At 70.9% G+C, this 23,011-nt stretch carries 22 protein-coding genes; 13 read left to right on the forward strand and 9 right to left on the reverse strand.

The annotated features are described in order from the left end of the window. Window position 1: 1 nt before the first annotated feature. Window positions 2-1,138 carry a magnesium and cobalt transport protein CorA gene (locus ACZ56E_RS09150; RefSeq protein WP_468609151.1) on the reverse strand — a complete coding sequence of 379 codons (1,137 nt, stop codon included), beginning with the start codon at window positions 1,136-1,138 and terminating at the stop codon, window positions 2-4. 500 nt (window positions 1,139-1,638) lie between these two features. Here ACZ56E_RS09150 and ACZ56E_RS09155 point away from each other — a divergent pair, with 500 nt between their 5' ends. Beyond that, complete coding sequence (locus ACZ56E_RS09155) at window positions 1,639-2,223, forward strand: suppressor of fused domain protein (protein ID WP_468609149.1); 585 nt, start codon at window positions 1,639-1,641, stop codon at window positions 2,221-2,223. A 29-nt stretch (window positions 2,224-2,252) separates the two neighbouring features. On the opposite strand, the gene ACZ56E_RS09160 is transcribed toward ACZ56E_RS09155, so the two are convergent. Then, window positions 2,253-3,545, reverse strand: coding sequence for an MFS transporter (locus ACZ56E_RS09160; protein ID WP_471212595.1), 1,293 nt, complete (start codon window positions 3,543-3,545; stop codon window positions 2,253-2,255). Window positions 3,546-3,735: 190 nt separating this feature from the next. Here ACZ56E_RS09160 and ACZ56E_RS09165 point away from each other — a divergent pair, with 190 nt between their 5' ends. The 3 genes from ACZ56E_RS09165 to ACZ56E_RS09175 all read left to right on the forward strand — a co-directional run bounded on the left by ACZ56E_RS09165 (window position 3,736) and on the right by ACZ56E_RS09175 (window position 6,176). Beyond that, window positions 3,736-4,377, forward strand: a complete 642-nt coding sequence (locus tag ACZ56E_RS09165; protein ID WP_468609145.1) for a DUF6758 family protein — start codon at window positions 3,736-3,738, stop codon at window positions 4,375-4,377. Window positions 4,378-4,533: 156 nt separating this feature from the next. Then, a complete protein-coding gene (locus ACZ56E_RS09170) occupies window positions 4,534-5,409 on the forward strand; it encodes a PHP domain-containing protein (RefSeq protein WP_468609143.1) in 876 nt (291 codons plus the stop codon). 161 nt (window positions 5,410-5,570) lie between these two features. Next, a complete protein-coding gene (locus ACZ56E_RS09175; RefSeq protein WP_471213137.1) occupies window positions 5,571-6,176 on the forward strand; it encodes a MarC family protein in 606 nt (201 codons plus the stop codon). A gap of 67 nt (window positions 6,177-6,243) precedes the next feature. Here ACZ56E_RS09175 and ACZ56E_RS09180 read toward each other — a convergent pair whose 3' ends face one another. Beyond that, complete coding sequence (locus ACZ56E_RS09180; RefSeq protein WP_167359504.1) at window positions 6,244-6,396, reverse strand: hypothetical protein; 153 nt, start codon at window positions 6,394-6,396, stop codon at window positions 6,244-6,246. 196 nt (window positions 6,397-6,592) lie between these two features. Between ACZ56E_RS09180 and ACZ56E_RS09185 the strand changes: the two genes are divergently transcribed. Continuing rightward, entirely contained in the window at window positions 6,593-7,534 is a 942-nt protein-coding gene (locus ACZ56E_RS09185; RefSeq protein ID WP_471212598.1) for an NYN domain-containing protein, read from the forward strand. Between the two features lie 20 nt (window positions 7,535-7,554). On the opposite strand, the gene ACZ56E_RS09190 is transcribed toward ACZ56E_RS09185, so the two are convergent. Both ACZ56E_RS09190 and ACZ56E_RS09195 read right to left on the reverse strand, forming a co-directional pair. After that, on the reverse strand, window positions 7,555-8,475 hold the full coding sequence (locus ACZ56E_RS09190) for an alpha/beta fold hydrolase (RefSeq protein WP_471212602.1): 921 nt from the start codon (window positions 8,473-8,475) through the stop codon (window positions 7,555-7,557). Window positions 8,476-8,980: 505 nt separating this feature from the next. After that, on the reverse strand, window positions 8,981-11,308 hold the full coding sequence (locus ACZ56E_RS09195) for a DEAD/DEAH box helicase (RefSeq protein WP_471212604.1): 2,328 nt from the start codon (window positions 11,306-11,308) through the stop codon (window positions 8,981-8,983). A 463-nt stretch (window positions 11,309-11,771) separates the two neighbouring features. Here ACZ56E_RS09195 and ACZ56E_RS09200 point away from each other — a divergent pair, with 463 nt between their 5' ends. Then, entirely contained in the window at window positions 11,772-12,509 is a 738-nt protein-coding gene (locus ACZ56E_RS09200) for a ferritin-like fold-containing protein (RefSeq protein WP_398300916.1), read from the forward strand. A gap of 20 nt (window positions 12,510-12,529) precedes the next feature. On the opposite strand, the gene ACZ56E_RS09205 is transcribed toward ACZ56E_RS09200, so the two are convergent. From ACZ56E_RS09205 to ACZ56E_RS09220, 4 genes are all read right to left on the reverse strand, one after another. Continuing rightward, window positions 12,530-12,799 carry a hypothetical protein gene (locus ACZ56E_RS09205; RefSeq protein ID WP_471212608.1) on the reverse strand — a complete coding sequence of 90 codons (270 nt, stop codon included), beginning with the start codon at window positions 12,797-12,799 and terminating at the stop codon, window positions 12,530-12,532. Window positions 12,800-12,996: 197 nt separating this feature from the next. Beyond that, window positions 12,997-13,224 carry a DUF3107 domain-containing protein gene (locus ACZ56E_RS09210; RefSeq protein ID WP_358590202.1) on the reverse strand — a complete coding sequence of 76 codons (228 nt, stop codon included), beginning with the start codon at window positions 13,222-13,224 and terminating at the stop codon, window positions 12,997-12,999. A 139-nt stretch (window positions 13,225-13,363) separates the two neighbouring features. Continuing rightward, a complete protein-coding gene (locus ACZ56E_RS09215; protein ID WP_362999487.1) occupies window positions 13,364-14,005 on the reverse strand; it encodes a TetR/AcrR family transcriptional regulator in 642 nt (213 codons plus the stop codon). A 189-nt stretch (window positions 14,006-14,194) separates the two neighbouring features. Next, window positions 14,195-14,422, reverse strand: coding sequence for a hypothetical protein (locus ACZ56E_RS09220; RefSeq protein WP_471212611.1), 228 nt, complete (start codon window positions 14,420-14,422; stop codon window positions 14,195-14,197). Between the two features lie 192 nt (window positions 14,423-14,614). Here ACZ56E_RS09220 and ACZ56E_RS09225 point away from each other — a divergent pair, with 192 nt between their 5' ends. From ACZ56E_RS09225 to ACZ56E_RS09255, 7 genes are all read left to right on the forward strand, one after another. Beyond that, window positions 14,615-15,616 carry an alpha/beta fold hydrolase gene (locus ACZ56E_RS09225; protein ID WP_471212614.1) on the forward strand — a complete coding sequence of 334 codons (1,002 nt, stop codon included), beginning with the start codon at window positions 14,615-14,617 and terminating at the stop codon, window positions 15,614-15,616. A gap of 8 nt (window positions 15,617-15,624) precedes the next feature. Beyond that, window positions 15,625-17,115 (forward strand): DUF3152 domain-containing protein, encoded by a 1,491-nt coding sequence (locus tag ACZ56E_RS09230; protein ID WP_471212617.1) that lies wholly within the window; start codon window positions 15,625-15,627, stop codon window positions 17,113-17,115. Between the two features lie 80 nt (window positions 17,116-17,195). Further along, complete coding sequence (locus tag ACZ56E_RS09235) at window positions 17,196-17,288, forward strand: Ms4533A family Cys-rich leader peptide (RefSeq protein ID WP_317850838.1); 93 nt, start codon at window positions 17,196-17,198, stop codon at window positions 17,286-17,288. Between the two features lie 135 nt (window positions 17,289-17,423). Continuing rightward, complete coding sequence (locus ACZ56E_RS09240; RefSeq protein WP_471212621.1) at window positions 17,424-19,148, forward strand: ABC transporter substrate-binding protein; 1,725 nt, start codon at window positions 17,424-17,426, stop codon at window positions 19,146-19,148. Beyond that, a complete protein-coding gene (locus ACZ56E_RS09245; protein WP_468609126.1) occupies window positions 19,145-20,080 on the forward strand; it encodes an ABC transporter permease in 936 nt (311 codons plus the stop codon). The genes ACZ56E_RS09240 and ACZ56E_RS09245 overlap by 4 nt, the downstream gene beginning before the upstream one ends. Next, entirely contained in the window at window positions 20,077-21,147 is a 1,071-nt protein-coding gene (locus ACZ56E_RS09250; RefSeq protein ID WP_471212624.1) for an ABC transporter permease, read from the forward strand. The genes ACZ56E_RS09245 and ACZ56E_RS09250 overlap by 4 nt, the downstream gene beginning before the upstream one ends. Next, window positions 21,144-22,805, forward strand: coding sequence for a dipeptide ABC transporter ATP-binding protein (locus ACZ56E_RS09255; protein WP_471212626.1), 1,662 nt, complete (start codon window positions 21,144-21,146; stop codon window positions 22,803-22,805). The genes ACZ56E_RS09250 and ACZ56E_RS09255 overlap by 4 nt, the downstream gene beginning before the upstream one ends. Window positions 22,806-23,011: the final 206 nt, after the last annotated feature.

Below are 23,011 nucleotides of genomic sequence, written 5' to 3' on the forward strand. Positions count from 1 at the left end.
GTCACAGCCAGCCGTTGCGCTTCAGGGTCCGGTGGATCGCGAAGCAGACGCCGCCGATGAAGGCGAGCACCATCGGGTAGCCGTACCGCCAGCGCAGCTCCGGCATGTGGTCGAAGTTCATGCCGTAGACCCCGCAGACGGCCGTCGGCACGGCGATGATGGCCGCCCACGAGGTGATCTTGCGCATGTCCTCGTTCTGCGCGACGGCGGCCTGCGCGAGGTTGGCCTGGAGGATCGAGTTGAGCAGCTCGTCGAAGCCGATGACCTGTTCCTGGACGCGCGTGAGGTGGTCGGCGACGTCCCGGAAGTACTTCTGGATGTCGGGGTCGACGAGCCGCATCGGCCGCTCGCTGAGCAGCAGCATGGGCCGCAGCAGCGGTGAGACGGCCCGCTTGAACTCCAGGACCTCGCGCTTGAGCTGGTAGATCCGCCCGGCGTCGACGCCGCGCGAGCTGCCCTTGCCCTTGCTCGGCGCGGAGAACACCTCGCTCTCCACGTCGTCGATGTCGTCCTGCATGGCGTCGGCGACCGCGATGTAGCCGTCGACGACGTGGTCGGCGATGGTGTGCAGGACGGCCGAGGGGCCCTTGGCGAGCAGCTCGGGGTCCTCCTGGAGGCGGCGCCGCAGGGCGCGCAGCGAGCCGTGGCCGCCGTGCCGGACGGTGATGAAGAAGTCCCGGCCGGTGAAGCACATCACCTCGCCGGTCTCGACGACCTCGCTCGTGGCGGTGAGCTCGGCGTGCTCCACGTAGTGGATGGTCTTGAAGACGGTGAACAGCGTGTCGTCGTACCGCTCCAGCTTGGGGCGCTGGTGGGCGTGGACGGCGTCCTCGACGGCGAGCGGGTGCAGCCCGAACTCGGCGGCGATACCGGCGAATTCGGCCTCGGTCGGCTCGTGCAGGCCGATCCAGGCGAAGCCGCCCCGGCGGCGCACCTCCAGCATCGCCTCGTGCGGGCTGAGGGCGTCGGCGCACTCCAGACGCCGGCCTTCGCGGTAGACGGCGCAGTCGACGACGGCCGACGCGGCGTCACGGGTCGCGTCGTAGGTGTCGTAGGACGCGGGGGAGGAGGGGTAGGCGGTGCCGTCCTTGCGCAGCGAGGGGCGGACGGCGGCACGAAGGTCGCGGATCATCGACATGGGCAGGCTCCTTCGAAGGAGGCCGCCTGCGACGGTTGGAACTGCCCGGAATGGGGACGTCCTACTGCGTAGATGTTTGGCACGTCCACAAAGCGGGGAGCACCGCACCGTCGCGGTGGCAGCTTCGCTACTGACACAGATCAGGAAACTCAGACAGATCAGGTGGGAACGAAGTGCTCTTCCGTCGCACACGGCACGAACGGTGCTCGCGATGCGTGTGTGTGCTTGCGCAGCTGTCGAGCTGCGGAAATCACCGGGCGGAAGAGCGGGTGGTACTGCACGGTCGACTTCGGTCCATTGCAGCCCCACCTCCTCCGGCCGGTCCCCCGTAAGGGAAGTCCCATGCGCCCTTCACGCCAGTGGCGCAAAGTCAGTGTCTGTCTGCAGGGCCTGAAAGCGACGCTTCTGCGTGCTGCCCTGAGCCAGCGGCCAACACTATCAGCCGACTGAAGTGTCAAGCCCCCGCTTTGCCGTTCCCTGACGAGTTCTATGCTCGCGTCATGGCTGATGTTCTTGCGCTGGTCGAGGCCCGTCTCCGTACTGGCCTGGGAGAACCGGACGCGCGCGCCGCGGTGACCTTCCTCGGGACGGACCGCTTCGAAGTGCTGCGGTTCACGGACGGCGACGTGCTGCGCTACGCCACGCTCGGCATGTCCGCCCAGCCGATGGCCGACCCCACCGCCGCGCTCGCCGATCCGGTCAAGGGCCCGCGCGCCGAGCTGGTGTTGTCGGTACGAGGGGGCCGCGCCGACACGGACAAGGTGCTGCGGCCGCTCGCGGTCCTCGCCGCCTCGCCGCAGGTGGAGGGGCTGATCGTGGCGCCCGGCGCGTCGCTGGACGTGGGTGAACCGCTGTGGCCGGGCGCGCCGTTCACCTCGGTGCTGGTCGCGGAGCCCGGCGGTCTCGTCGAGGATCTCGACCTCGACGCCCCCATGGAGCCCGTCCGGTTCCTGCCGCTGCTCCCCATGACGCCGAACGAGGCGGCGTGGAAGCGGGTGCACGGCGCGGCGGCGCTGCGGGAGCGCTGGCTGAACAGCGGGACGGACCTGCGCGATCCGCTGCGCAAGTCCGTGCCGCTGGACTGAAGTCCCGTACAAGCCCGTTATGTGCGCGGTCAGTTGGCGAAGACGCCGACGCCGTCCTCGGTGGCGTGCCGCGGCTCGAGCTCCTCGGCGGTTGGGGTATCCCCTGCTCGAGCGGAGCCGAGAGCTTGGGGAATGGTGAGCGAGGCCCTGCGCACCCAGACCACACCCGCGCCGATCACCGCGGTGACGGCCGCGACCACGAACGGGATGTGGATGTCGCTCCACTCCTCGATCTTCGGCGCGAAGAAGGGCGCGGCGGCGGCCGCGAACCACCGCACGAAGTTGTAGCCGGCGCTGGCCACCGGCCGCGGCGCGTCGGAGACCCCGAGGGCGAGCTCGGTGTAGACGGTGTTGTTCACGCCGATGAAGGCGCCGGACAGGATCGTGCAGACGATGGCCGTGGTGTGGTCGCCGTAGCCGAGTACGAGCACGTCGGCGGCGAGCAGGAGCAGCGAGCCGCCGAGCACCTTCAGCGAGCCGAAGCGCGCCTGCAGTCGAGGTGCGACGAGCACCGAGAACACCGCGAGCAGCACGCCCCAGGCGAAGAACACCGCGCCCGACTTGTACGGCGACATGTTCAGCACGAACGGTGTGAAGGCCAGCACGGTGAAGAACGTGTAGTTGTAGAAGAAGGCGGAGGCGGCCGCGGAGGCGAGTCCGCCGTGGCCGAGCGCCTTGACCGGGTCGAGCAGGGACGTCTTCCGTGCGGGCTTCGGCTGTTCCTTGAGGAACGCGGTGATGCAGAGGAAGCCGATCGCCATCAGGGCCGCGGTGCCGAAGAACGGATAGCGCCAGCTGGCGTCGCCGAGCACCGCGCCGACCAGAGGTCCGCACGCCATGCCGAGGCCGAGCGCCGACTCGTACAGCAGGATCGCGGCGGCGCTGCCGCCGGCCGCGGCGCCGACGATGACGGCGAGGGCGGTCGACACGAAGAGCGCGTTGCCGAGTCCCCAGCCCGCCCGGAATCCGACGAGCTCACCGACCGAGCCCGAGGTGCCGGAGAGGGCCGCGAAGACCACGACGAGCGCGAGGCCGAGCAGCAGGGTCTTCTTGCCGCCGATGCGGCTGGAGACGAAGCCGGTGACCAGCATCGCGACGGCGGTGATCAGGAAGTACGAGGTGAAGAGGAGGGAGACCTGGCTGGCGCTCGCGTCCAGGCCCTTGGCGATGGAGGGCAGGATCGGGTCGACGAGCCCGATGCCCATGAAGGCCACGACGGATGCGCCGGCCGTCGCCCACACGGCCTTCGGCTGCCGGAGCAGGCTGCCCGCCCCGGCGTCGAACGGGTCCCCTTCGGCGGGGCCCTCTGTGCTGCTGTTCATTCAGCCGCTCCTTCACTGCCGTATCCGTGCCCGAGTCGTATCCGTGTCCGACGGAGGTCGTTGATGTATACACATATTAAGTTAGCAAGACTAACTGATGCAAGCTACATCTAATTTTGCCTGGTGACAGGGCCACCGGACGGGTGATCGTCCTTGACGGAGCGGCGACCGGGGAGGACCGTTGGGCGCTATGAGGGGCGAACCCAGTTGCCCGAAGTGTGGTGGCCGGGTCAGGGCTCCCGGTCTCTTTGCCGACTCCTGGCAGTGCGATGTGCACGGCACCGTGCACCCGCTGCAGCCCGTGATCCCGCCCAGCGTCGAGGCTCTCCAGGTCGTGGTGCACCGGGCGCAGGTCCCGGTGTGGATGCCGTGGCCCCTGCCGGTCGGCTGGCTGTTCACGGGCGTGGCCTGCGCGGGTGACGACAGGAGCGGCGGCCGTGCGACGGCGGTGGCCTGCTCCGGTCCCGCGCCGCTCGGCGGTGTCGGCGAGCTGGTGCTCGTCGCCGAGGAGCTCGGCGTCGGCCTCGGCGCGCGGTACGCGGGCATCGACGGCCCCGACCCGGGCGCCCACATGAGCGTCGAGAAGCCACCCCAGACCAAGGTCCTCGCCGCCGGCCGGCCGACGCCGTTGTGGCATGTCTCGGGGACGCCGGACGACCGCGCGGTCTTCGCGGGCGAGGCGCGCGGGCTGTGGCTGTGGGCCATCGCGTGGCCGGAGCAGTCGGGGCTGCTGATGTACGACGAGCTGGTCCTCACCGATCTGCGGGACGCGGGCGCGGAAGTGGATCTGCTGCCGTGCGGGGCGCTGTCGCCGCGGCTGCTCATGCCGTGAGCGACGTCGGCGGGCGGGGGAGGAGGGGCAGGGGTGGTGGCCGTGCCGTGAGGGACGCCTCTTCGGGAGCTGGTCGAGAAGCGGCCCGCGCCCGTTATCCTTGAGCGTCCCCATCGTTCCCCTCGTCCGCCCCGTCAGAGCACTGGAGCCAGCGTCGTGCGCATCGATCTGCACACCCACTCCACCGCGTCCGACGGCACGGACACCCCGGCCGAGCTGGTCCGCAACGCGGCAGCGGCCGGTCTCGACGTCGTCGCGCTGACCGACCACGACACGACCCGGGGCTACGCCGAGGCCAAGCGGGCCCTGCGCGAGCTGCCGACGGGGCTGACCCTCGTGACCGGCGCCGAGCTCTCCTTCAACCTCGACGGCATGGGCCTGCACATGCTGGCCTACCTCTTCGACCCCGAGGAGCCCGAGCTCGCCCGCGAGTGCGAGCTGGTCAGGGACGACCGGGTGCCGCGCGCCAAGGAGATGATCGGCAAACTCCAGGGGCTCGGCGTGCCGGTGACCTGGGAGCAGGTCGCGCGGATCGCGGGCGACGGCTCGGTCGGCCGTCCGCACATCGCCGAGGCGCTCGTCGAGCTGGGCGTCGTGCCCACCGTCTCCGACGCCTTCACGCCCGAGTGGCTCGCCGACGGCGGCCGCGCGTTCGCCGACAAGCACGAGCTCGACCCGTTCGACGCGATCCGCCTGGTCAAGGCGGCCGGCGGCGTCACCGTCTTCGCGCACCCCGGCGCCAGCAAGCGGGGCAGGATCGTCTCCGAGTCCGTGATCGCCGAGCTGGCGGCCGCGGGCCTGGACGGCATCGAGGTCGACCACATGGACCACACGCCCGAGACCCGCACCCGCCTGCGCGGGCTCGCGGGGGAGCTCGGCCTCCTGGTCACCGGGTCCAGCGACTACCACGGCAGCCGCAAGACGTGTGTGCTCGGGGAGTTCACGACCGACCCCGAGATCTACGGCGAGATCACGCGCCGGGCGACGGGGGCGTTCCCCGTGCCGGGCGCGGGCGGACAGCCGGCCGCGTAGCGGTCGATTCCACCGCTCTCGACTCCGCGCTCCGCGCACTACTCCGCGCTCCGCGCCTCTCTTCACCGCGTTCCGCTTCCACTCCACCGTTCCGTGGTGGTGGTCGCCGTGCGCGCGTGTACCGCTCACCCCTTCGTACGACTCTCTGCAAGGCCATCACTGTGTTCGACGTCGCCGTTTTCGGATCCCTCTTTCTCACGCTTTTCGTGATTATGGACCCCCCTGGCATCACCCCGATCTTCCTCGGACTGACCGCGGGCCGCCCCGCCAAGGTGCAGCAGCGGATGGCCTTCCAGGCCGTGTGCGTCGCCTTCGGCGTGATCGCGGTCTTCGGCGTCGTGGGGCACCAGATCCTCGACTACCTGCATGTCTCCGTCCCCGCGCTGATGATCGCGGGCGGGCTGCTGCTGCTCCTGATCGCGCTCGATCTGCTCACCGGCAAGACGGACGAGCCGAAGCAGACCAAGGACGTCAATGTCGCGCTGGTGCCGCTCGGCATGCCGCTGCTCGCGGGGCCCGGCGCGATCGTCTCGGTGATCCTGGCCGTCCAGGACGCGGACAGTGTCGGTACGCAGCTCTCCGTCTGGGCGGCGATCGTGGCCATGCACGTGGTGCTGTGGCTGGTGATGCGGTACTCGCTGCTGATCATCCGGGTGATCAAGGACGGCGGCGTGGTGCTCGTGACGCGGCTCGCGGGCATGATGCTCTCCGCGATCGCGGTGCAGCAGATCATCAACGGCGTCACGCAGGTGATCAAGGGCGGCTGACGCGGCTGACCGGACGCACGAAGGGCCCCCGTACGACCTTGCGTACGGGGGCCCTGCGACGTCTGCGTTACGAGGCCGAGGTGTCGGCCGGGCGGATGTAGATGCGCTGGCCGATCGCTGCGGCCTGCTGCACGATCCGATTGACGGAGGCGGCGTCCACGACGGTGCTGTCCACGGCGGTGCCGTCGACGTCGTCGAGTCGCATGATTTCGAAGCGCATGAGGGGCTTCTCCCTTCGTCTGGTCATCCTCCTGCAAGGAGAACTGCTGGGTTCTTGCGGTGTCTTCCTGACGGGTACAACGAGTTGCCTCGTGCAAACATTCCCTACGCTAAAGAAATTTTTCGAGAACCTAATTACTTGCGAGTAGCGAGAGCAGTTGTGTTCGCAGCGTGACGGGCGGGAGACTGGGAACGATATGAACGACGCCGACCCCAGCGCACCGGACACCAGCGCAGCCGACATCGGTGCAGCTGACATCAGCGCTCAGCTGGAGCGCACCAACGGCCTGCTCGAGCGCATGCTCGCCGAGGTGGCGAAGACCCCGTCCACGCACGCGATCTTCGTCGACGCCGGGTATCTGTACGCCGCCGCGGGCCGGCTCGTCACGGGAACGACCGAGGACCGACGGGCCTTCGACGTCGACGCGGAGGGTCTCATCGAGGCGCTCATCGACAAGGCCCGCACGATCTTCGCGGACAGCAGGCTGCTCCGCGTCTACTGGTACGACGGGGCGAGGCGCCGCATCCACACGGCCGAACAGCAGTCGATCGCCGAGCTGCCCGACGTCAAGGTCAGGCTCGGCAACCTCAACGCCAACAACCAGCAGAAGGGCGTCGACTCCCTGATCCGGAGCGACCTGGAGTCACTGGCCAGGCACCGCGCCATCAGCGACGCGGCGCTCATCGGCGGCGACGAGGACCTGGTCTCGGCGGTCGAGGCGGCGCAGGGGTACGGCGCACGGGTCCACCTGTGGGGCATCGAGGCACCCGACGGCCGCAATCAGGCGGAGGCGCTGCTGTGGGAGGTCGACAGCCAGCGCACGTTCGACCTCGACTTCTTCAAGCCGTACGTCACACGGCGCGTCGTCACGCCGTACGAGGCGGGGGCCGCCGCGCACCGCCCCTCCCGCGACGACGTCCGCTTCGTCGGCGCGCAGATCGCGGCGAAGTGGCTCGGGGCGCGGGGCCGCGAGGCGCTGGTGGGCCTGCTGCCCGGCCACCCCTATCTGCCCGGTTCGGTGGACCAGGACCTCCTGGTGGAGGCGGAGCGGCTGCTTCAGTACTCGCTGCGCGGCCAGTCGGATCTGCGGAGGGCGCTGCGGGACGGTTTCTGGGAGCACTTGCAGGCACAGTACTGAGGCCTGCTTCTTCCGTCCCCTCAGCACCGGTTCCAGAAGTCGATCAGGGCGGCTGCCGTCTCCTCGGGGCGGTCGGTGTTGGGGGAGTGCTCGGCGCCGTGGATCACCGTGCGGTGGGCCGCCAGGCGCTCGGCCATGTCGTCCAGGAGCGGGACGGGCCAGGTGTCGTCGCGCTCGCCCGAGATGACGTGCTTGGGCAGCGGCAGGGCGGCGAGCTCGGCGACGCGGTCCGGTTCGGTGGAGAGCTGTCTGCCGGTGGCGACGAGCTGGGCGGGACTGTGCAACAGCCAGCGAGCCCGCAAGGCCTCACTGAGACCGTCGACACCCTGCTGGCCCCCCGCCTCGTCCCCCGTCTGCGCGTCCTGCGGGGGTGGCGGCTCCATGGCCTGCATGGCCTGCCACACCTCGTCCATGGACAGCGCGGCGACGGCGTCCGCCAGCATCTTGGCGCGCTCCTGCTGGAGAGGCGCGATCGCGGCGGGCCCCGAGGACATGAGGGTGAGGGTGGCGAAAGGGCGGGGATCGAGCAGCGCGGCGGCCCGGGCGATCTGACCACCGAGGGAGTGGCCGAGAAGGTGCAGGGTGGAAGGCCGGGAAGAGGAGTCGCCAGCCTCGCCATCCGCCAGGACCGCCGCCGCCTGGGCCAGGACATCATGCGCCAACTCGCCCTGGGCGTACGCCGATTCGTCGTCCGGCCCCGGCGTCTCGTACTGGCCGCGACCGTCCACGGCCACCGCGCGGTAGCCAGCCTCGGCCAGCGGCTCAAGGAGGGCGATGAAGTCCTCCTTGCTGCCGGTGAAGCCGGGCAGCAGGAGAACGGTCCCTCTGCACCGGCCACCCGCCGCAGGCACCGCGTCCAGCACGGCGAAGTCACCACGCTCGGTACGGAGGGCGTGCGCGGTCGCGCACGGGGGCGGTACGAAGGTCGGGGGCCTGCTCATGAGCCGAGGCTAACGGGTCCGCAGAACGGGACGACAGCGAGTGTGCCGCTTAGGGCGGGGCTCGGTCCTGCGGCCGGGCGCGGGCCCGGTGCGGGCCTCGCACGCGCTGCGGGGGCGCCGACCCGGACTTCCGGGGCAGGTGCCGGCAGTTGCGGGCCGGGGTAGCGGGGCTTGCCCACCACGAGGGTCGCCCCCCCGGTTGGGCCGGGGCTTTGCTGTCCGGCCCCTGCGCCGCCGAGCCTCTGGCCCAGCTCCGGGCTGTGCGCGCTGCCGGGTGCCCCCGCCCTGCCCGCGTCCAACCGCGTGCCGCCACTCCCGACGACAGTCAGTACCGATTAACGCGGCCCACCAAGAGCCGGACCCCTGCGTCGCCGAGCGCCCCACACACAGTCGGCGCCCCCTGACGCAGCCCCACGACGGACACGGGCGGACCCCATGGTGAGCCGACGTGCGAAGGCCCGCCTCCCGTGGGGGGGGGCGGGCCTTCGGTGTGGAGGGCTGTGCGTCAGCTCTCCGCTGTCTTTGCCGGTTCTGCCTTCTTGCGCGTGCGGCGGCGCGGGGCGGGGGTCTCCGCCTCGGGCGCGTCCACCTCGGTGGTCGCGGCCTTGCGCGTACGACGGCGGGGCTTGGGCTCCTCCGTCGCCTGGGCGGGGATGCCGGCCTCGACGGTCTCGACGGTGTCGGCGACCTTGGCCGCCGCCGTCTTGCGCGTGCGGCGCTTCGGCTTCTCGGCCTCGGCCTCCGACGCGGTGACCTCCGTGGCCTCGGGGGCCTTCTCCGCAGCCTTGCGGGTGCGGCGCTTCGACTTCTCCGCTTCGGCCTCCGGCACTGCTGCCTCGGCGACCTTCTCGGCTGCCGTCTTGCGTGTGCGGCGCTTGGGCTTCTCGGCTTCCGCGGCCTCAGCGGCCTCGGGAGTCGGCTCCGCAGCCTTGCGGGTGCGGCGCTTCGGCTTGTCCGCCTCGGCCTCCGGCACTGCCGCTTCGGCGACCTTCTCGGCTGCCGTCTTACGGGTACGGCGCTTGGGCTTCTCGGCCTCGGCCTCCGGCGCGGTGACCTCCGTGGCCTCGGGGGCCTTCTCCGCAGCCTTGCGCGTGCGGCGCTTCGGCTTGTCCGCCTCGGGTGCGACCGTCTCGGGCAGGACAGCCTCCGGGGCGATCGTCTCAGGGACGACCGTCTCGGCCGCGGGCGTCGGCTCCGCGGTCTTGCGGGTGCGGCGGCGCGGCTTCGTGGCCGGGGGCTCCGTCTCGGCGACCGGGGCCGGGGCGGGAACCTCCGTCTCGGTCGTCGTCGTGCCCTCGGCCGTGGCCAGGGACTCCGACGCCGCACCGGCACGCGTCCGCCGACGGCGGCGCGGGGTGCGCGGCTCGGTCGCCTCGGCGGCTACCGGGGCGACCTCCGTGGCCGGAGCGGCCTCGGCCACCGGAGCGGCCGCAGCAGTCGCGGTCGCAGTCGTAGCCGTGTCGAGCGGGGTGCCACCGCGCGTACGACGGCGACGACGCGGCGTGCGCGCGGGGCGCTCGCCCTCGGCGGCCGCCGGGGCCGAACGGTCCCGGTCGCGGTCGCGGTCCCTGCCACGGTCACGGTCACGGTCGCGATCCTGCGTACGACCGCCGCCGGAACGGCCACCGCGGCCGCGTCCACCGGTCTCGCCCAGGTCCTCGATCTCCTCGGCGCCCAGACCCGCGCGGGTCCGCTCGCCACGCGGCAGAACACCCTTCGTGCCCGCCGGGATGTTCATCTCCTCGTACAGGTGCGGGGAGCTGGAGTACGTCTCGACCGGGTCGTTGAAGCCCAGGTCGAGCGCCTTGTTGATCAGCTGCCAGCGCGGGATGTCGTCCCAGTCGACCAGCGTGATCGCGATGCCCTTGGCGCCCGCGCGGCCGGTGCGGCCGATGCGGTGCAGGTACGTCTTCTCGTCCTCGGGGGACTGGTAGTTGATGACGTGCGTGACGCCACCGACGTCGATGCCGCGCGCGGCGACGTCCGTGCAGACGAGCACGTCCACCTTGCCGTTGCGGAACGCGCGCAGCGCCTGCTCGCGCGCGCCCTGGCCGAGGTCACCGTGCACGGCGCCCGAGGCGAACCCGCGCTTCTCCAGCTGCTCGGCGATGTCGGCGGCGGTCCGCTTCGTACGGCAGAAGATCATCGCGAGTCCGCGGCCCTCGGCCTGGAGGATGCGCGAGACCATCTCGGGCTTGTCCATGTTGTGCGCGCGGTACACGAACTGCTTCGTGTTGGCGACGGTCTGGCCCTCGTCGTCCGGCGCGGTGGCACGGATGTGCGTGGGCTGCGACATGTAACGACGGGCGAGGCCGATGACGGCGCCCGGCATGGTCGCCGAGAACAGCATCGTCTGGCGCTTCGCCGGAAGCATGTTGATGATCTTCTCGACGTCGGGCAGGAAGCCCAGGTCGAGCATCTCGTCGGCCTCGTCGAGGACCAGGCACTTGATCTGCTTGAGGTCGAGCTTGCGCTGACCCGCGAGGTCGAGCAGCCGGCCGGGGGTGCCGACGATCACGTCGACGCCCTTCTTGAGGGCCTCGACCTGCGGCTCGTAGGCACGGCCGCCGTATATGGCGAGCACGCGGACGTTACGCGCCTTGCCGGCGGTCAGGAGGTCGTTCGTCACCTGCTGGCAGAGCTCGCGGGTGGGGACGACGATGAGCGCCTGCGGCGCCTCGGTCAGCTGCTCCGGAGTGGCGCGGCCCGCCTCGACGTCGGCCGGGACGGTCACGCGCTCGAGGATCGGCAGACCGAAGCCGAGCGTCTTGCCGGTGCCGGTCTTGGCCTGGCCGATGACGTCCTTGCCCGAAAGGGCGACGGGGAGCGTCATCTCCTGGATGGGGAAGGGGTTGATGATGCCGACGGCTTCAAGGGCTTCGGCTGTCTCGGAAAGAATCCCGAGCTCTCGGAAAGTCGTAGTCAGGGCTATGCCTCTTCTGTGAGACGCGGCGTGAGGCGAACGCAGGGGGTCGTGACCGTGCCACTACCGCCGGACGCTTGGGGGCGTGCCGGGGGCGCGGGACCACTGCCGGCGCTCGAGCGCTCTTACCGCTGAGGTTCCCTCCTCGTGCCGTACGCATCCTGTGCGCACCGCCCGGAGGGCTGTCGGGTCGGAGCCGATCGGGCCACCGACCGGGCATCCTCATTCGTACGGCCCGTCGAATATTCGGCGGGCGCATTACCACTGTACCGCTAAATCTCGCATGTGTGTCCGGCGAATTCGTCACATGGTCGTCGTCACAGTCACTGACCAGGGCCTTACGCGTTCCCGCAGGCGGGCTATTGTGCGCTTCATGGAGACGCCTGACACCGCCGCTGAATCCGCCGCCGAACCCACCGGGATCGCCGCCCAGGACTGGGCGAAAGCTTCCGCCGAGCCCCAGTACCGCGCCGCGGTCGTGGACCTGCTCGGCGCGCTCGCCTACGGGGAGCTCGCGGCGTTCGAGCGGCTCGCGGAGGACGCGAAGCTGGCGCCGACGCTCGGCGACAAGGCGGAGCTGGCGAAGATGGCGTCGGCGGAATTCCACCATTTCGAGCAGTTGCGGGACCGTCTCTCGGCGATCGGCGCGGAGCCGACCGAGGCGATGGAGCCGTTCGTCGCCGCGCTCGACGGCTTCCACCGGCAGACCGCGCCGTCCGACTGGCTGGAAGGCCTCGTCAAGGCGTACGTCGGCGACTCGATCGCCAGTGACTTCTACCGCGAGGTCGCGGCCCGCCTCGACTCCGATACGCGGGAGCTCGTGCTCGGCGTGCTCGACGACACCGGGCACGCGAGCTTCGCCGTGGAGAAGGTGCGCGCCGCGATCGAGGCGGACCCGCGCGTGGGCGGGCGGCTCGCGCTGTGGGCGCGGCGGCTGATGGGCGAGGCGCTCTCGCAGTCGCAGCGGGTGGTCGCGGACCGGGACGCGCTGTCGACGATGCTGGTCGGGGGCGTGGCGGACGGGTTCGACCTGGCCGAGGTCGGGCGGATGTTCTCGCGGATCACCGAGGCGCACACCAAGCGGATGGCCGCGCTGGGCCTGGCGGCCTAGGTCCGCTCGACGGGGCGCTCCTACGCCGTCGCCGAGCGGCGCAGGTGGTTCCGGGTGGGGCGGAGCAGGAGCGACAACAGAGCCACCGAGACCACTGCCGCTCCCAGGAGCGTCGCCGGGGTGTGGCCGGAGCCGAGCGCCATATGCGTGATGAAGGCGCCGATCAAGGCGCCCGCGGGGCCTGTGGACAGGACCAGGCTGCGCGCGGGCAGCCGGTGGCCGAAGCGGTGCGCGGTGGCCCAGGCCAGCGCCAGGCCGAGCAATGTGGAGCCGAGTGCTTCCAGAATCACGGTGGTGCCCTCCCTCGCGGCCAGGTGCAAATCGGTCGTAGCCGGTGTACCCCCGGCCGCCGGAATGCAACCCTCCATGATCGGGTGACGCCGCGGTCCCCACGTACGACACGCGTATGAAGCACACGTACAGCGCACGAGAACGGCCCGGCGGTGGAACCCGCCAGGCCGTTCTCTGAAGATCCACCAGAAGCGTCCTACAGGGCGCTGAATCCCACCTTGCGCGCGGTCGGCTCGCCCAGCTCCACGTACGCGAGGCGGTCGGCCGGAACCAGGACCTTGCGGCCGTGGTCGTCCACGAGGCTCAGCAGCGGCGACTTGCCGGTCAGCGCCTCGGACACCGCGGTCTCGACTTCCTCGGCGCTCTGGCCGCTCTCCAGCACGATCTCGCGCGGCGCGTACTGCACGCCGATCTTGACCTCCACGGCTTTGTCCCTCCGACGGTCAGTCTGTGCGCGGCCGTCCGCGCCGTACCCAGCACACATTAGCCCGGTGAGGGGACGGGTACGGCCGCGGCCGTGCACGCCGGTAGCGAACACGGGACGGGAACAAAAGCGCGAGGGCTCAGTGGCCTTCCGTGCCGTGCAGCGGGAAGCCGGCGATGCCGCGCCAGGCGAGCGACGTGATCAGCTGGACCGCCTTCTCCCGGGGGACCGTGCTGTCGCTGGCCAGCCAGTACCGGGCGACGACCTGGGAGTACCCGCCGAGGCCCACGGCGAGGAGCATCGCCTCGTCCCTGGGCAGGCCGGTGTCCTCCGCGATGACCTCGCAGATCGCCTCCGCGCACTGGAGCGTGACGCGGTCCACGCGCTCGCGCACCGCCGCCTCGTTCGTCAGGTCGGACTCGAAGACCAGGCGGAACGCGCCGCCCTCGTCCTCCACGTACGCGAAATAGGCGTCCATCGTCGCGGCGACGCGCAGCTTGTTGTCCGTGGTGGACGCGAGCGCCGTGCGCACGGACTGCAGGAGCGACTCGCAGTGCTGGTCGAGCAGAGCGAGGTAGAGGTCGAGCTTGCCCGGGAAGTGCTGGTAGAGCACGGGCTTGCTGACGCCGGCGCGCTCGGCGATGTCGTCCATCGCCGCGGAGTGGTAACCCTGTGCGACGAATACTTCCTGGGCCGCCCCCAGGAGCTGGTTGCGTCGGGCACGGCGCGGCAGCCGTGTGCCCCGCGGGCGCGCCGCCTCTGTCTGCTCGATGGCTGTCACGCCGCCTCCCAAATGGTCCGATGTGCGGTGAGCGCCGCGCCGCCATCGTACTTTTCGGTAACAGTGATGTGCGCGGTGCGAACGCAGAATTTCACGGACTGGACGACCGCAGAAGGCCTGTCCAACAGTGCGTAGCCGGGCAAACACGGTCGAGCCGGCGGGACCGTCCCGGCCGGCTGCCGGGCTCTCTCACCGGTAGTCGTCCTCGTCGAGGTCCACGACGCGGGCCTGTTCCGCCACGTCGGCTTCGTTGGCGACGCCCGGATCGACGTCTTCGAGGGGGTCGTCCCGGCGGGGGGTGAGATCGGTCTGCTGCTCCGCCGCGTCGGCCTCCGGGGCCTCGACATCGGGCTCGGTCATGCTCTCGTCCGCCTCGAAGGTCTCGAAGGTCTCGGGGTCACTGGGGTCGACACTCATGGATGGCTCTCTTCCCTCGCGGTACGTGGTGGCGCTTATGGGGCGAGTGCCCTGTACCCCCGCTTTCCATCACTCTTCATGGCGAGCTGTTTCGAGCCTAGAAGAGACCCGTGCGGGGCGCTACGCGATCTGTGTGCGGTCTGTGACGGCGAACACGTGAACTACCGCGTGATCGTCTCGTAACATTGCCGCATGTCTTCGACCGAGCTGCCGAACCTGCTGGCCTCCGCCGCCGCGCCCAAGCCGGGTGCCGTGGCGGTCGCGGAGGGGGAGCGGCTCGACTCGGTGGCCCTGCCCGGCCTCTCGCTGACCGTGCGTTCCCGGCCCTCGACCGGCCCCGGACTGCCCCCCGCGCTGTACGTGCACGGGCTCGGCGGCTCCTCGCAGAACTGGTCGGCCCTGATGCCGCAGCTGGCGGACGTCGTCGACTGCGAGGCGATCGACCTGCCGGGGTTCGGGGACTCCCCGCCGCCGGACGACGGCGACTACTCCATCACCGGGCACGCCCGCGCGGTCATCCGCTATCTCGACGCGCGCGACCGCGGCCCCGTCCACCTCTTCGGGAACTCGCTGGGCGGCGCCATCACGACGCGCGTCGCCGCGGTCCGCCCCGACCTGGTCCGCACACTGACGCTGGTCTCGCCCGCCCTGCCGGAGCTGCGCGTGCAGCGCACGGCGGTGCCGACGGGGCTGCTGGCGGTGCCGGGCGTCGCCGCGCTCTTCACCCGCCTGACCAGGGAGTGGACGGCCGAGCAGCGGGTGCGCGGCGTCATGGGCCTCTGTTACGGCGACCCCGGAAGGGTCACGCCGGAAGGTTTCAGCGCGGCGGTCCGCGAGATGGAGCGCAGGCTCCAACTCCCTTATTTCTGGGACGCGATGAGCCGCTCGGCGCGCGGCATCGTGAACGCGTACACGCTGGGCGGTCAGCACGGACTGTGGCGGCAGGCGGAGCGGGTGCTCGCGCCGACCCTGCTCATCTACGGCGGGCGCGATCTGCTCGTCTCGTTCCGCATGGCCCGCAGGGCGGCCGCCGCGTTCCGCGACTCGCGGCTGCTCACGCTGCCCGACGCGGGTCATGTGGCGATGATGGAGTATCCCGAGAGTGTGGCGACGGCGTTCCGTGAACTGCTCGTCGACACCGGTGACTTGAGCGGCCTGAACCGCGGTGGCTCGCGCCCGGGTTCGGGGAGCTGAGGCGGCGCGTGGGACGTCACAGCCGCCGCGGTCCGGCAGACACGACTGACAACAACACCAGCACCTCGGGCACACCGGCTTCGCACGGTGTGGGACCTCAGGCCGCGCCCGGCACGGGGCGGCGGCGCAGACGGGAGGCACCGGACGGCACGCCTCCGCACGGAATCCCCGCTGCGGGCGGCACGCCTCCGCACGGCACTCGCACTGCGGATGGCACCCCTGCGCACGGAATCCCCGCTGCGGACGGCACGCCTCCGCACGGAACCCGCACTGCGCACGGCACCCCTGCGCAGGGAATCCCCGCTGCGGATGGCGCCCCTCCGCACGACACCCCCACTGCGGACGGCACCCCTCCGCACGGCACCCCCGCCGACGGAGTGCCGCACGTCCGCGGTGGGCACCCCGAGCAGCGGGAGCCCGGTGGCGGCTGGGGCGATGTCACCGGCACCGGCGGCGGGCCCGCGATCCGAGGCGGGCACGGCGTGCCCGGGCCCCGTCAGGACTACATGGCCGCGTTCCCCGACGACGAGGGCGACCTCGTCGCCGCGGGCGAGCCGAAGCCGGCCGCGCAGCCGCCGCCGCCCCGCGATCCGTACGCCTCCGTCACCGACTGGGAGGCCGTTCCCGAACCGGCTGCCGACGGCGACGGTGACCGCGAGGGCAAGAAGCGCGGCAGGAACCGTACGCTCGCCGGCGTCGCGGCCGCCGCCGTGACCACCGTCCTCGCGGTCGTCGTGGCGGGGCAGGTCGCCGGCGGCGCGAAGGGTTCGGACACGCGGACCAAGGCCGCCCCGGGCGGCGCCCGCGACACGGACGACCCCGCGTCCCGCTCGGACCGCCGTCCGACGCCCGCCGAGGCGAAGGACGACCCCCCGGCGACGTACGAACAGAAAATGGGCGAGAAGAACCCGATGGACGCGAAACTCAAGGCGTCCGGCGACTTCGCGGCGATCTCCGGGTTCGAGAAAGCACCCGGCAAGGGGCAGCTGTTCCGCTATCGCGTCGACGTGGAGAAGGGCCTCGGCCTGGACGGCGAGCTCTTCGCGCAGGCCGTGCAGAAAACCCTGAACGACAACCGGAGTTGGGCCCACGACGGGGCCCGCACCTTCGAGCGCATTTCATCGGGGAAGCCCGATTTCGTCATCACGCTCGCGAGTCCGGGAACGACCGCCGCCTGGTGCGCGAAATCCGGCCTCGACACGACCCAGGACAATGTGTCGTGCGATTCCGCGGCGACGGAACGCGTGATGATCAACGCCTATCGGTGGGCGCAGGGTGCGAAGACCTACGGCGACGCCGTCCAGAAGGAGTTCGGCAGCGCGATCTTCCCGTACCGGCAGATGCTGATCAACCACGAGGTCGGGCACCGGCTCGGCTTCAACCACACGGACTGCACGAAGGACGGCGGCCTCGCGCCGGTCATGCAGCAGCAGACGAAGTTCCTGAACCACGACGGCATCAAGTGCAAGGCCAACCCCTGGGCTTTTCCCAAGGCTTGAGGACGCCGACGGGTCATTCGGAGTCCGCGGCTCCGGTGGCCGCTTTGACATCTGTCGGAAGTTCGTTCATATTTCTCCGCATGTCGAACCGTCACGCCCCTTCGAGCGCCGCCATTGAGCTGGCGCTCCTCGGCGTGACCGCGCTCTGCGTGGCCGACATCCACTGTTGCTGACGCCCGCCCCGGCGAGTGCGTCGCTTTTTCCCGGCTCCTGGCTTTTCCGTGCCCGCGTGCCGTTTTCTCCCGCACCTTTCCCGGGGTGAGCTCTGTCGCTCCCTTTTCTCACTCATCCCGAGAGGTCTCTTTCCGATGCGTCAAACGTCCGTCATATCCCGTCGCGTGGCAGCGGCATCCGTCAGCCTGGTCCTGGCCTCGGGCGTCGTCGCCTGCGCGGGTCCGAAGGACAACGACGCCGGGAGCGGCGGTGGCGGCAAGCCCGCCAAGGGCGGCACGCTCACCGTCCTCAACCGCGACCCGCAGACCGACTTCGACCCCGCGCGGCTCTACACCTCCGGCGGCGGCAACGTACCGAGCCTCGTCTTCCGCACGCTGACCACCCGCAACCGCGAGGACGGCGCCAAGGGGACGGAGGTCGTCCCCGACCTCGCCACGGGCCTGGGCAAGCCGAGCAAGAACGCCACCGTATGGACGTACACCCTGAAGAAGGGGCTCAAGTACGAGGACGGCTCGCCGATCACGACCGCCGACATCAAGTACGGCATCGAGCGGTCCTTCGCCGCCGAACTGTCCGGCGGCGCACCCTTCTTGAGGGACTGGCTGATCGGAGGCGCCGACTACGAAGGGCCCTACAAGAGCAAGGGCGGCCTGGACTCGGTCGAGACACCGGACGAGCGGACGATCGTCTTCCATCTGAACAAGCCCGTGGGCGACTTCGACTACGTGGCCACCCAGACGTCGTTCGCACCCGTGCCGAAGGCCAAGGACAAGGGCACCAAGTACGAGGAGCACCCGATCTCGTCCGGCCCCTACAAGGTCGTCGAGAACCAGAACGACGGGGAGCGGCTCCGCCTGGAGCGCAACCCGCACTGGTCCGCGAAGAACGACGCCGAGCGGAAGGCCTACCCCGACGTCATCGACGTACGGTCCGGACTCGACTCGTCCGTCATCAACCAGCGGCTCTCCGCGAGCCAGGGCGCGGACGCCGCCGCCGTCACCACCGACACCAACCTCGGCCCCGCCGAGCTCGCCAAGGTCACCGGCGACAAGGAACTCGCCTCGCACGTCGGCACCGGCCACTTCGGCTACACGAACTACCTCGCCTTCAACCCGAAGGTGAAGCCGTTCGACGACCCGAAGGTGCGCCAGGCCATCTCGTACGCCGTGGACCGCTCCTCGGTCGTCAACGCCGCGGGCGGCTCCTCGCTCGCCGAGCCCGCCACCACGTACCTGCCGAACCAGAAGGCCTTCGGATACACGAAATACGACCACTTCCCGGCAGGCCCGTCCGGCAACCCGAAGAAGGCCAGGGAGCTCCTGAAGGAAGCCGGTCACAAGGACGGGCTCACCATCACGCTCACCCACTCCAACGCCAAGGACTTCGAGACCAGCCCCGAGATCGCCACCGCCATCCAGGACGCGCTCAAGAAGGCCGGCATCACCGTCAAGCTCCAGGGCCTCGAGGACAACGACTACAAGGACAAGACGCGCAGCGCCAAGGACGAGCCCGGCCTCTTCCTCGCTCACTGGGGCGCCGACTGGCCCTCCGGCGGCCCCTTCCTCGCCCCGATCTTCGACGGCCGGCAGATCGTGAAGGACGGCGCCAACTTCAACTCCGGCTTCCTGAACGACAAGTCCGTCAACGACGAGATCGACGAGATCAACAAGCTGACCGACCTGAAGGCCGCCGCCGAGCGCTGGGGCGCACTCGACAAGAAGATCGGCGAGAAGGCGCTGACCGTGCCGCTCTTCCACCCGGTCTACAAGCGGCTGTACGGCAAGGACGTCAAGAACGTCGTCATCAGCGACTGGACCGGCGTCCTCGACGTCTCCCAGGTCGCGGTGGAGTCGTCGTGACGGTCCGCACGCTTTTCTGGGGGCGGCTGCGCGAGCAGCGCGCCGCCCTCGTCGCGGCGGGCGTCGTCGCGCTGCTCGTCCTCGTGGCGCTCGCCGCGCCGCTGCTCACCGCTCTGGAGGGGCAGGACCCCACCACGTACCACCCGGACCTGATCGACTCGGCGCGCGGCGGCGTGCCGGTCGGCCCCCTCGGCGGGATCAGCGGCGAGCACTGGCTCGGCGTCGAGCCGCAGACCGGGCGCGACCTCTTCGCGCGGCTCGTGTACGGGGCCCGGGTCTCGCTCGGCGTCGCACTCGCCGCGACCGTCGTACAGGTGTTCATCGGGGTCGCGGTCGGGATCGCCGCCGGATTCGGCAGCCGCTGGGTCGACCAGGTGCTGAGCAGGGCCACCGACGTCATCGTGGCCCTGCCGCTCATGGTCCTCGCGCTCGCCCTGATGGCGGTCGTGCCCAGCGGATTCCCGCGGCCCGTGCTCGTCGCCCTCGTCATCGGCCTCATCGCCTGGGGCAGCATGGCCAAGCTCGTGCGCGCGCAGACCGTCACGCTCAAGGAACTCGACCACGTGGCCGCCGCGCGGCTCAGCGGCTGGAGCTCCCTGCGGATCGCCCGCAGGGAACTGCTGCCCGCACTCGCCGCACCCGTCATCACCTACGCCGCGCTGCTCGTCCCCGCGAACATCACGGTCGAGGCCGCGCTGTCCTTCCTTGGCGTCGGCGTGCAGCCGCCGACGCCGTCGTGGGGACAGATGCTCACCGCCGCGGACGTCTGGTACCAGGCGGCACCGCAGTACCTGCTGTACCCGGCGGGCGCGCTGTTCGTGACCGTGCTCGCGCTCACCGTCCTCGGCGACGGCGTGCGCACGGCGCTCGACCCGCGGGCCGGCTCGCGGCTGCGGATCGGGACGGGCCGGAAGCAGGAGGCCCGGGCATGACCGGCTTCTCAGGCTCCTCAGGCTTCGCTGGCTTCTCGCGGTTCTCCGGGTTCTCCGGCTTCTCCGGGTTCTCTGGCTTCTCGGGGTTCCTGCTGCGGCGCTTGGTCGGCGCGGCCGTCACGCTGCTCGCCATCTCCGTGATCGTTTACGTGGTGTTCTACGCCGCGCCGGGCGACGTCGCCCAGATCACCTGCGGCCCCCGCTGCTCACCCGCCCAGGTCCAGCAGGTCGCCGAGCAACTGCGGCTCGACGACCCGCTGTACGCGCGCTACTGGGACTTCCTCCAGGGCATCGTCGTCGGCCAGGACTACTCGACCGGCACCGGCACCGAGCACTGTGGCGCGCCCTGCCTCGGCATGTCCTACCAGAGCGACCAGCAGGTCACCGAGCTGATCCTGGCGAAGCTGCCGGTCACCGGGTCGCTCGCGCTGGGCGCCATGGTGCTGTGGCTCGCCCTCGGCGTCGGCACCGGCGTGCTCTCCGCCTGGCGGCGCGGCAGGATCGGCGAGCGGGTACTGACCGCCGTCACCCTCGCGGGCACCGCCACGCCCGTCTTCGTCATCGGCCTGCTGCTGATGATCGTGGTCTGCGGCCAGCTGCAGTGGCTGCCCTTCCCGCAGTACGTCGCCTTCGCGGACGACCCGACGCAGTGGGCGTGGAACCTGCTCCTGCCGTGGCTGTCGCTCGCACTGATCGAGGCGGCCAAGTACGCGCGCCTGACCCGCTCCTCGATGCTGGAGACGCTCGCCGACGACCATGTGCGGACCTTCCGCGCGTACGGCGTGGGGGAGCGGTCGATCATCGGGAAGCACGCGCTGCGCGGTGCCGTCGCGCCCGTCATCGCCCTGACCGCCAACGACTTCGGGTCGATGTTCGGAGGTGCCGTCCTCAGCGAGACGCTGTTCGGCCTGCCCGGCATCGGGCGCGAGCTCGTGCACGCGGTCAAGGTCGTCGACCTGCCGGTGGTCGTCGGGATGGTCATGGTCACCGGCTTCTTCGTGGTGCTCGCCAATGCCGTCGCGGACGTCCTGTACGCGGTGGCCGACCGACGGGTGGTGCTGGCGTGAGTCTCGTCCAAGTCGCTGATTTGACGGTCGAGTTCGGGTCCGGGGGACGCGCGGCCGAAGAGACCGGAGTACGCGCGGTCGACGGGGTCTCCTTCACGCTGGAGGCGGGCGGCGCGCTCGCCCTCGTCGGCGAGTCGGGGTCCGGCAAGTCCACCGTGGCGTCCGCGCTGCTCGGGCTCCACCGGGGCACGGGCGCGCGGGTCGGCGGGACCGTGCGCGTCGACGGCGTCGACGTACAGGCGGCGTCCGACGCCGAACTGCGGCGGCTGCGCGGCGGCAAGGCCGCGATGGTCTTCCAGGACCCGCTCTCCTCCCTCGACCCGTACTACGCGGTGGGCGACCAGATCGCCGAGGTGTACCGCGTGCACACGGGCGCGTCCCGACGGGCGGCACGCGCGCGTGCCGTGGAGGTGCTCGACCGGGTCGGCATCCCCGACGCGGCACGCCGCTCACGCTCGCGCCCGCACGAGTTCAGCGGCGGCATGCGCCAGCGCACGCTCATCGCCATGGCGTTGGCGTGCGAGCCCGCGCTGCTGGTCGCCGACGAGCCGACCACCGCGCTCGACGTCACCGTCCAGGCGCAGATCCTCGACCTGCTGCACACGCTCCGCACCGAGACCGGCATGGGACTGCTCCTGGTCACCCACGACGTGGGCGTCGCCGCGGAGAGCGTCGACGACATCCTGGTCATGCGGGGCGGACGGGCGGTGGAGCGCGGGGCGGTCCGTGACGTGCTCGGGGCGCCCCGGGAGACGTACACGCAGGAACTGCTCAAGGCCGTGCCGCGGGTGGACTCGCCGCTGCCGCCGTCGAACCCGGGCGCGGGTGAGATCGTTCTTGAAGCCGTCGGGCTGCGGCGGGAGTTCGGGCGCGGCAAGCGCGCGGTCACCGCCGTCGACGACGTCTCCCTCACCGTTCGCCGCGGGGAGACCCTCGGCGTGGTCGGCGAGAGCGGCAGCGGCAAGACCACGCTCGGGCGGATGCTGGTGGGACTCCTGGAGCCGACCGCGGGGCAGCTCCGCCACGGGGGTGTGGAGCAGCCCGGCGGTCGGGGCACTTCCGGTGGCCGACTGGTTCCCGGTGGCCGGGTGGTGCCCGGCGTGCAGATGGTGTTCCAGGACCCCGTCTCCTCGCTCAATCCACGGCGGTCCATCGGCGAGTCCGTCGCCGATCCGCTGCGCGCGCGGGGCGAGACCGACTCCTCCGTACGGAGGAGAGTGCGCGAACTCCTGGAGCGCGTCGGCCTCGATCCCGCGCACTACGACCGCTACCCGCACGAGTTCAGCGGCGGGCAGCGCCAGCGCGTCGGCATCGCGCGGGCGCTCGCCGCCGAACCACGGCTCATCGTGTGCGACGAGCCGGTGTCGGCGCTCGACGTGACGACGCAGGCGCAAGTGACCGCGCTGCTCGCCGAGTTGCAGCGGGAGCTGGGGCTCGCCCTGGTCTTCGTAGCGCACGATCTGGCCGTGGTGCGGCAGGTCAGCGACCGGGTCGCGGTGATGCGGCAGGGCAGGATCGTCGAGCACGGACCCGTGGACGAGGTCTACGGCTCGCCGCAGCACCCGTACACGCGACGGCTGCTCGCCGCCGTGCCCGCGCTCGACCCCGAGGCGGCGGCGCGGCGCAGGGAGGCTCGCAGGGAGCTGGCCGCAGCCTGACCCTCCGTGACGAAAGGGGGCTTTCGGCCCCCTATAGCGCGACGGAACGCTACCGGCGCGAGAAAGTTACTGCCGTTCACCCCTTCTGGTGGCGGGGGGGGAAAACCGCCGTGGCTTCACCCGCATGAGACCACAGGGTCGTCCCCCCTCACAAAACCTGGCCCACAGCAGATCCCCTCACGGGAGAGTGGGGGTGTGCGTCTGTG

This window comes from Streptomyces sp. NPDC039480 (assembly GCF_055597165.1).

Coding starts and splice junctions, on each gene's coding strand:
- ACZ56E_RS09225 (WP_471212614.1), top strand. CDS start 14,615: ATGTCTTCGACCGAGCTGCCGAACCTGCTGGCCTCCGCCGCCGCGCCC.
- ACZ56E_RS09195 (WP_471212604.1), bottom strand. CDS start 11,308: ATGACGCTCCCCGTCGCCCTTTCGGGCAAGGACGTCATCGGCCAGGCC.
- ACZ56E_RS09200 (WP_398300916.1), top strand. CDS start 11,772: ATGGAGACGCCTGACACCGCCGCTGAATCCGCCGCCGAACCCACCGGG.
- ACZ56E_RS09185 (WP_471212598.1), top strand. CDS start 6,593: ATGAACGACGCCGACCCCAGCGCACCGGACACCAGCGCAGCCGACATC.
- ACZ56E_RS09180 (WP_167359504.1), bottom strand. CDS start 6,396: ATGCGCTTCGAAATCATGCGACTCGACGACGTCGACGGCACCGCCGTG.
- ACZ56E_RS09235 (WP_317850838.1), top strand. CDS start 17,196: ATGTCGAACCGTCACGCCCCTTCGAGCGCCGCCATTGAGCTGGCGCTC.
- ACZ56E_RS09220 (WP_471212611.1), bottom strand. CDS start 14,422: ATGAGTGTCGACCCCAGTGACCCCGAGACCTTCGAGACCTTCGAGGCG.
- ACZ56E_RS09160 (WP_471212595.1), bottom strand. CDS start 3,545: ATGAACAGCAGCACAGAGGGCCCCGCCGAAGGGGACCCGTTCGACGCC.
- ACZ56E_RS09240 (WP_471212621.1), top strand. CDS start 17,424: ATGCGTCAAACGTCCGTCATATCCCGTCGCGTGGCAGCGGCATCCGTC.
- ACZ56E_RS09150 (WP_468609151.1), bottom strand. CDS start 1,138: ATGTCGATGATCCGCGACCTTCGTGCCGCCGTCCGCCCCTCGCTGCGC.
- ACZ56E_RS09250 (WP_471212624.1), top strand. CDS start 20,077: ATGACCGGCTTCTCAGGCTCCTCAGGCTTCGCTGGCTTCTCGCGGTTC.
- ACZ56E_RS09190 (WP_471212602.1), bottom strand. CDS start 8,475: ATGAGCAGGCCCCCGACCTTCGTACCGCCCCCGTGCGCGACCGCGCAC.
- ACZ56E_RS09165 (WP_468609145.1), top strand. CDS start 3,736: ATGAGGGGCGAACCCAGTTGCCCGAAGTGTGGTGGCCGGGTCAGGGCT.
- ACZ56E_RS09155 (WP_468609149.1), top strand. CDS start 1,639: ATGGCTGATGTTCTTGCGCTGGTCGAGGCCCGTCTCCGTACTGGCCTG.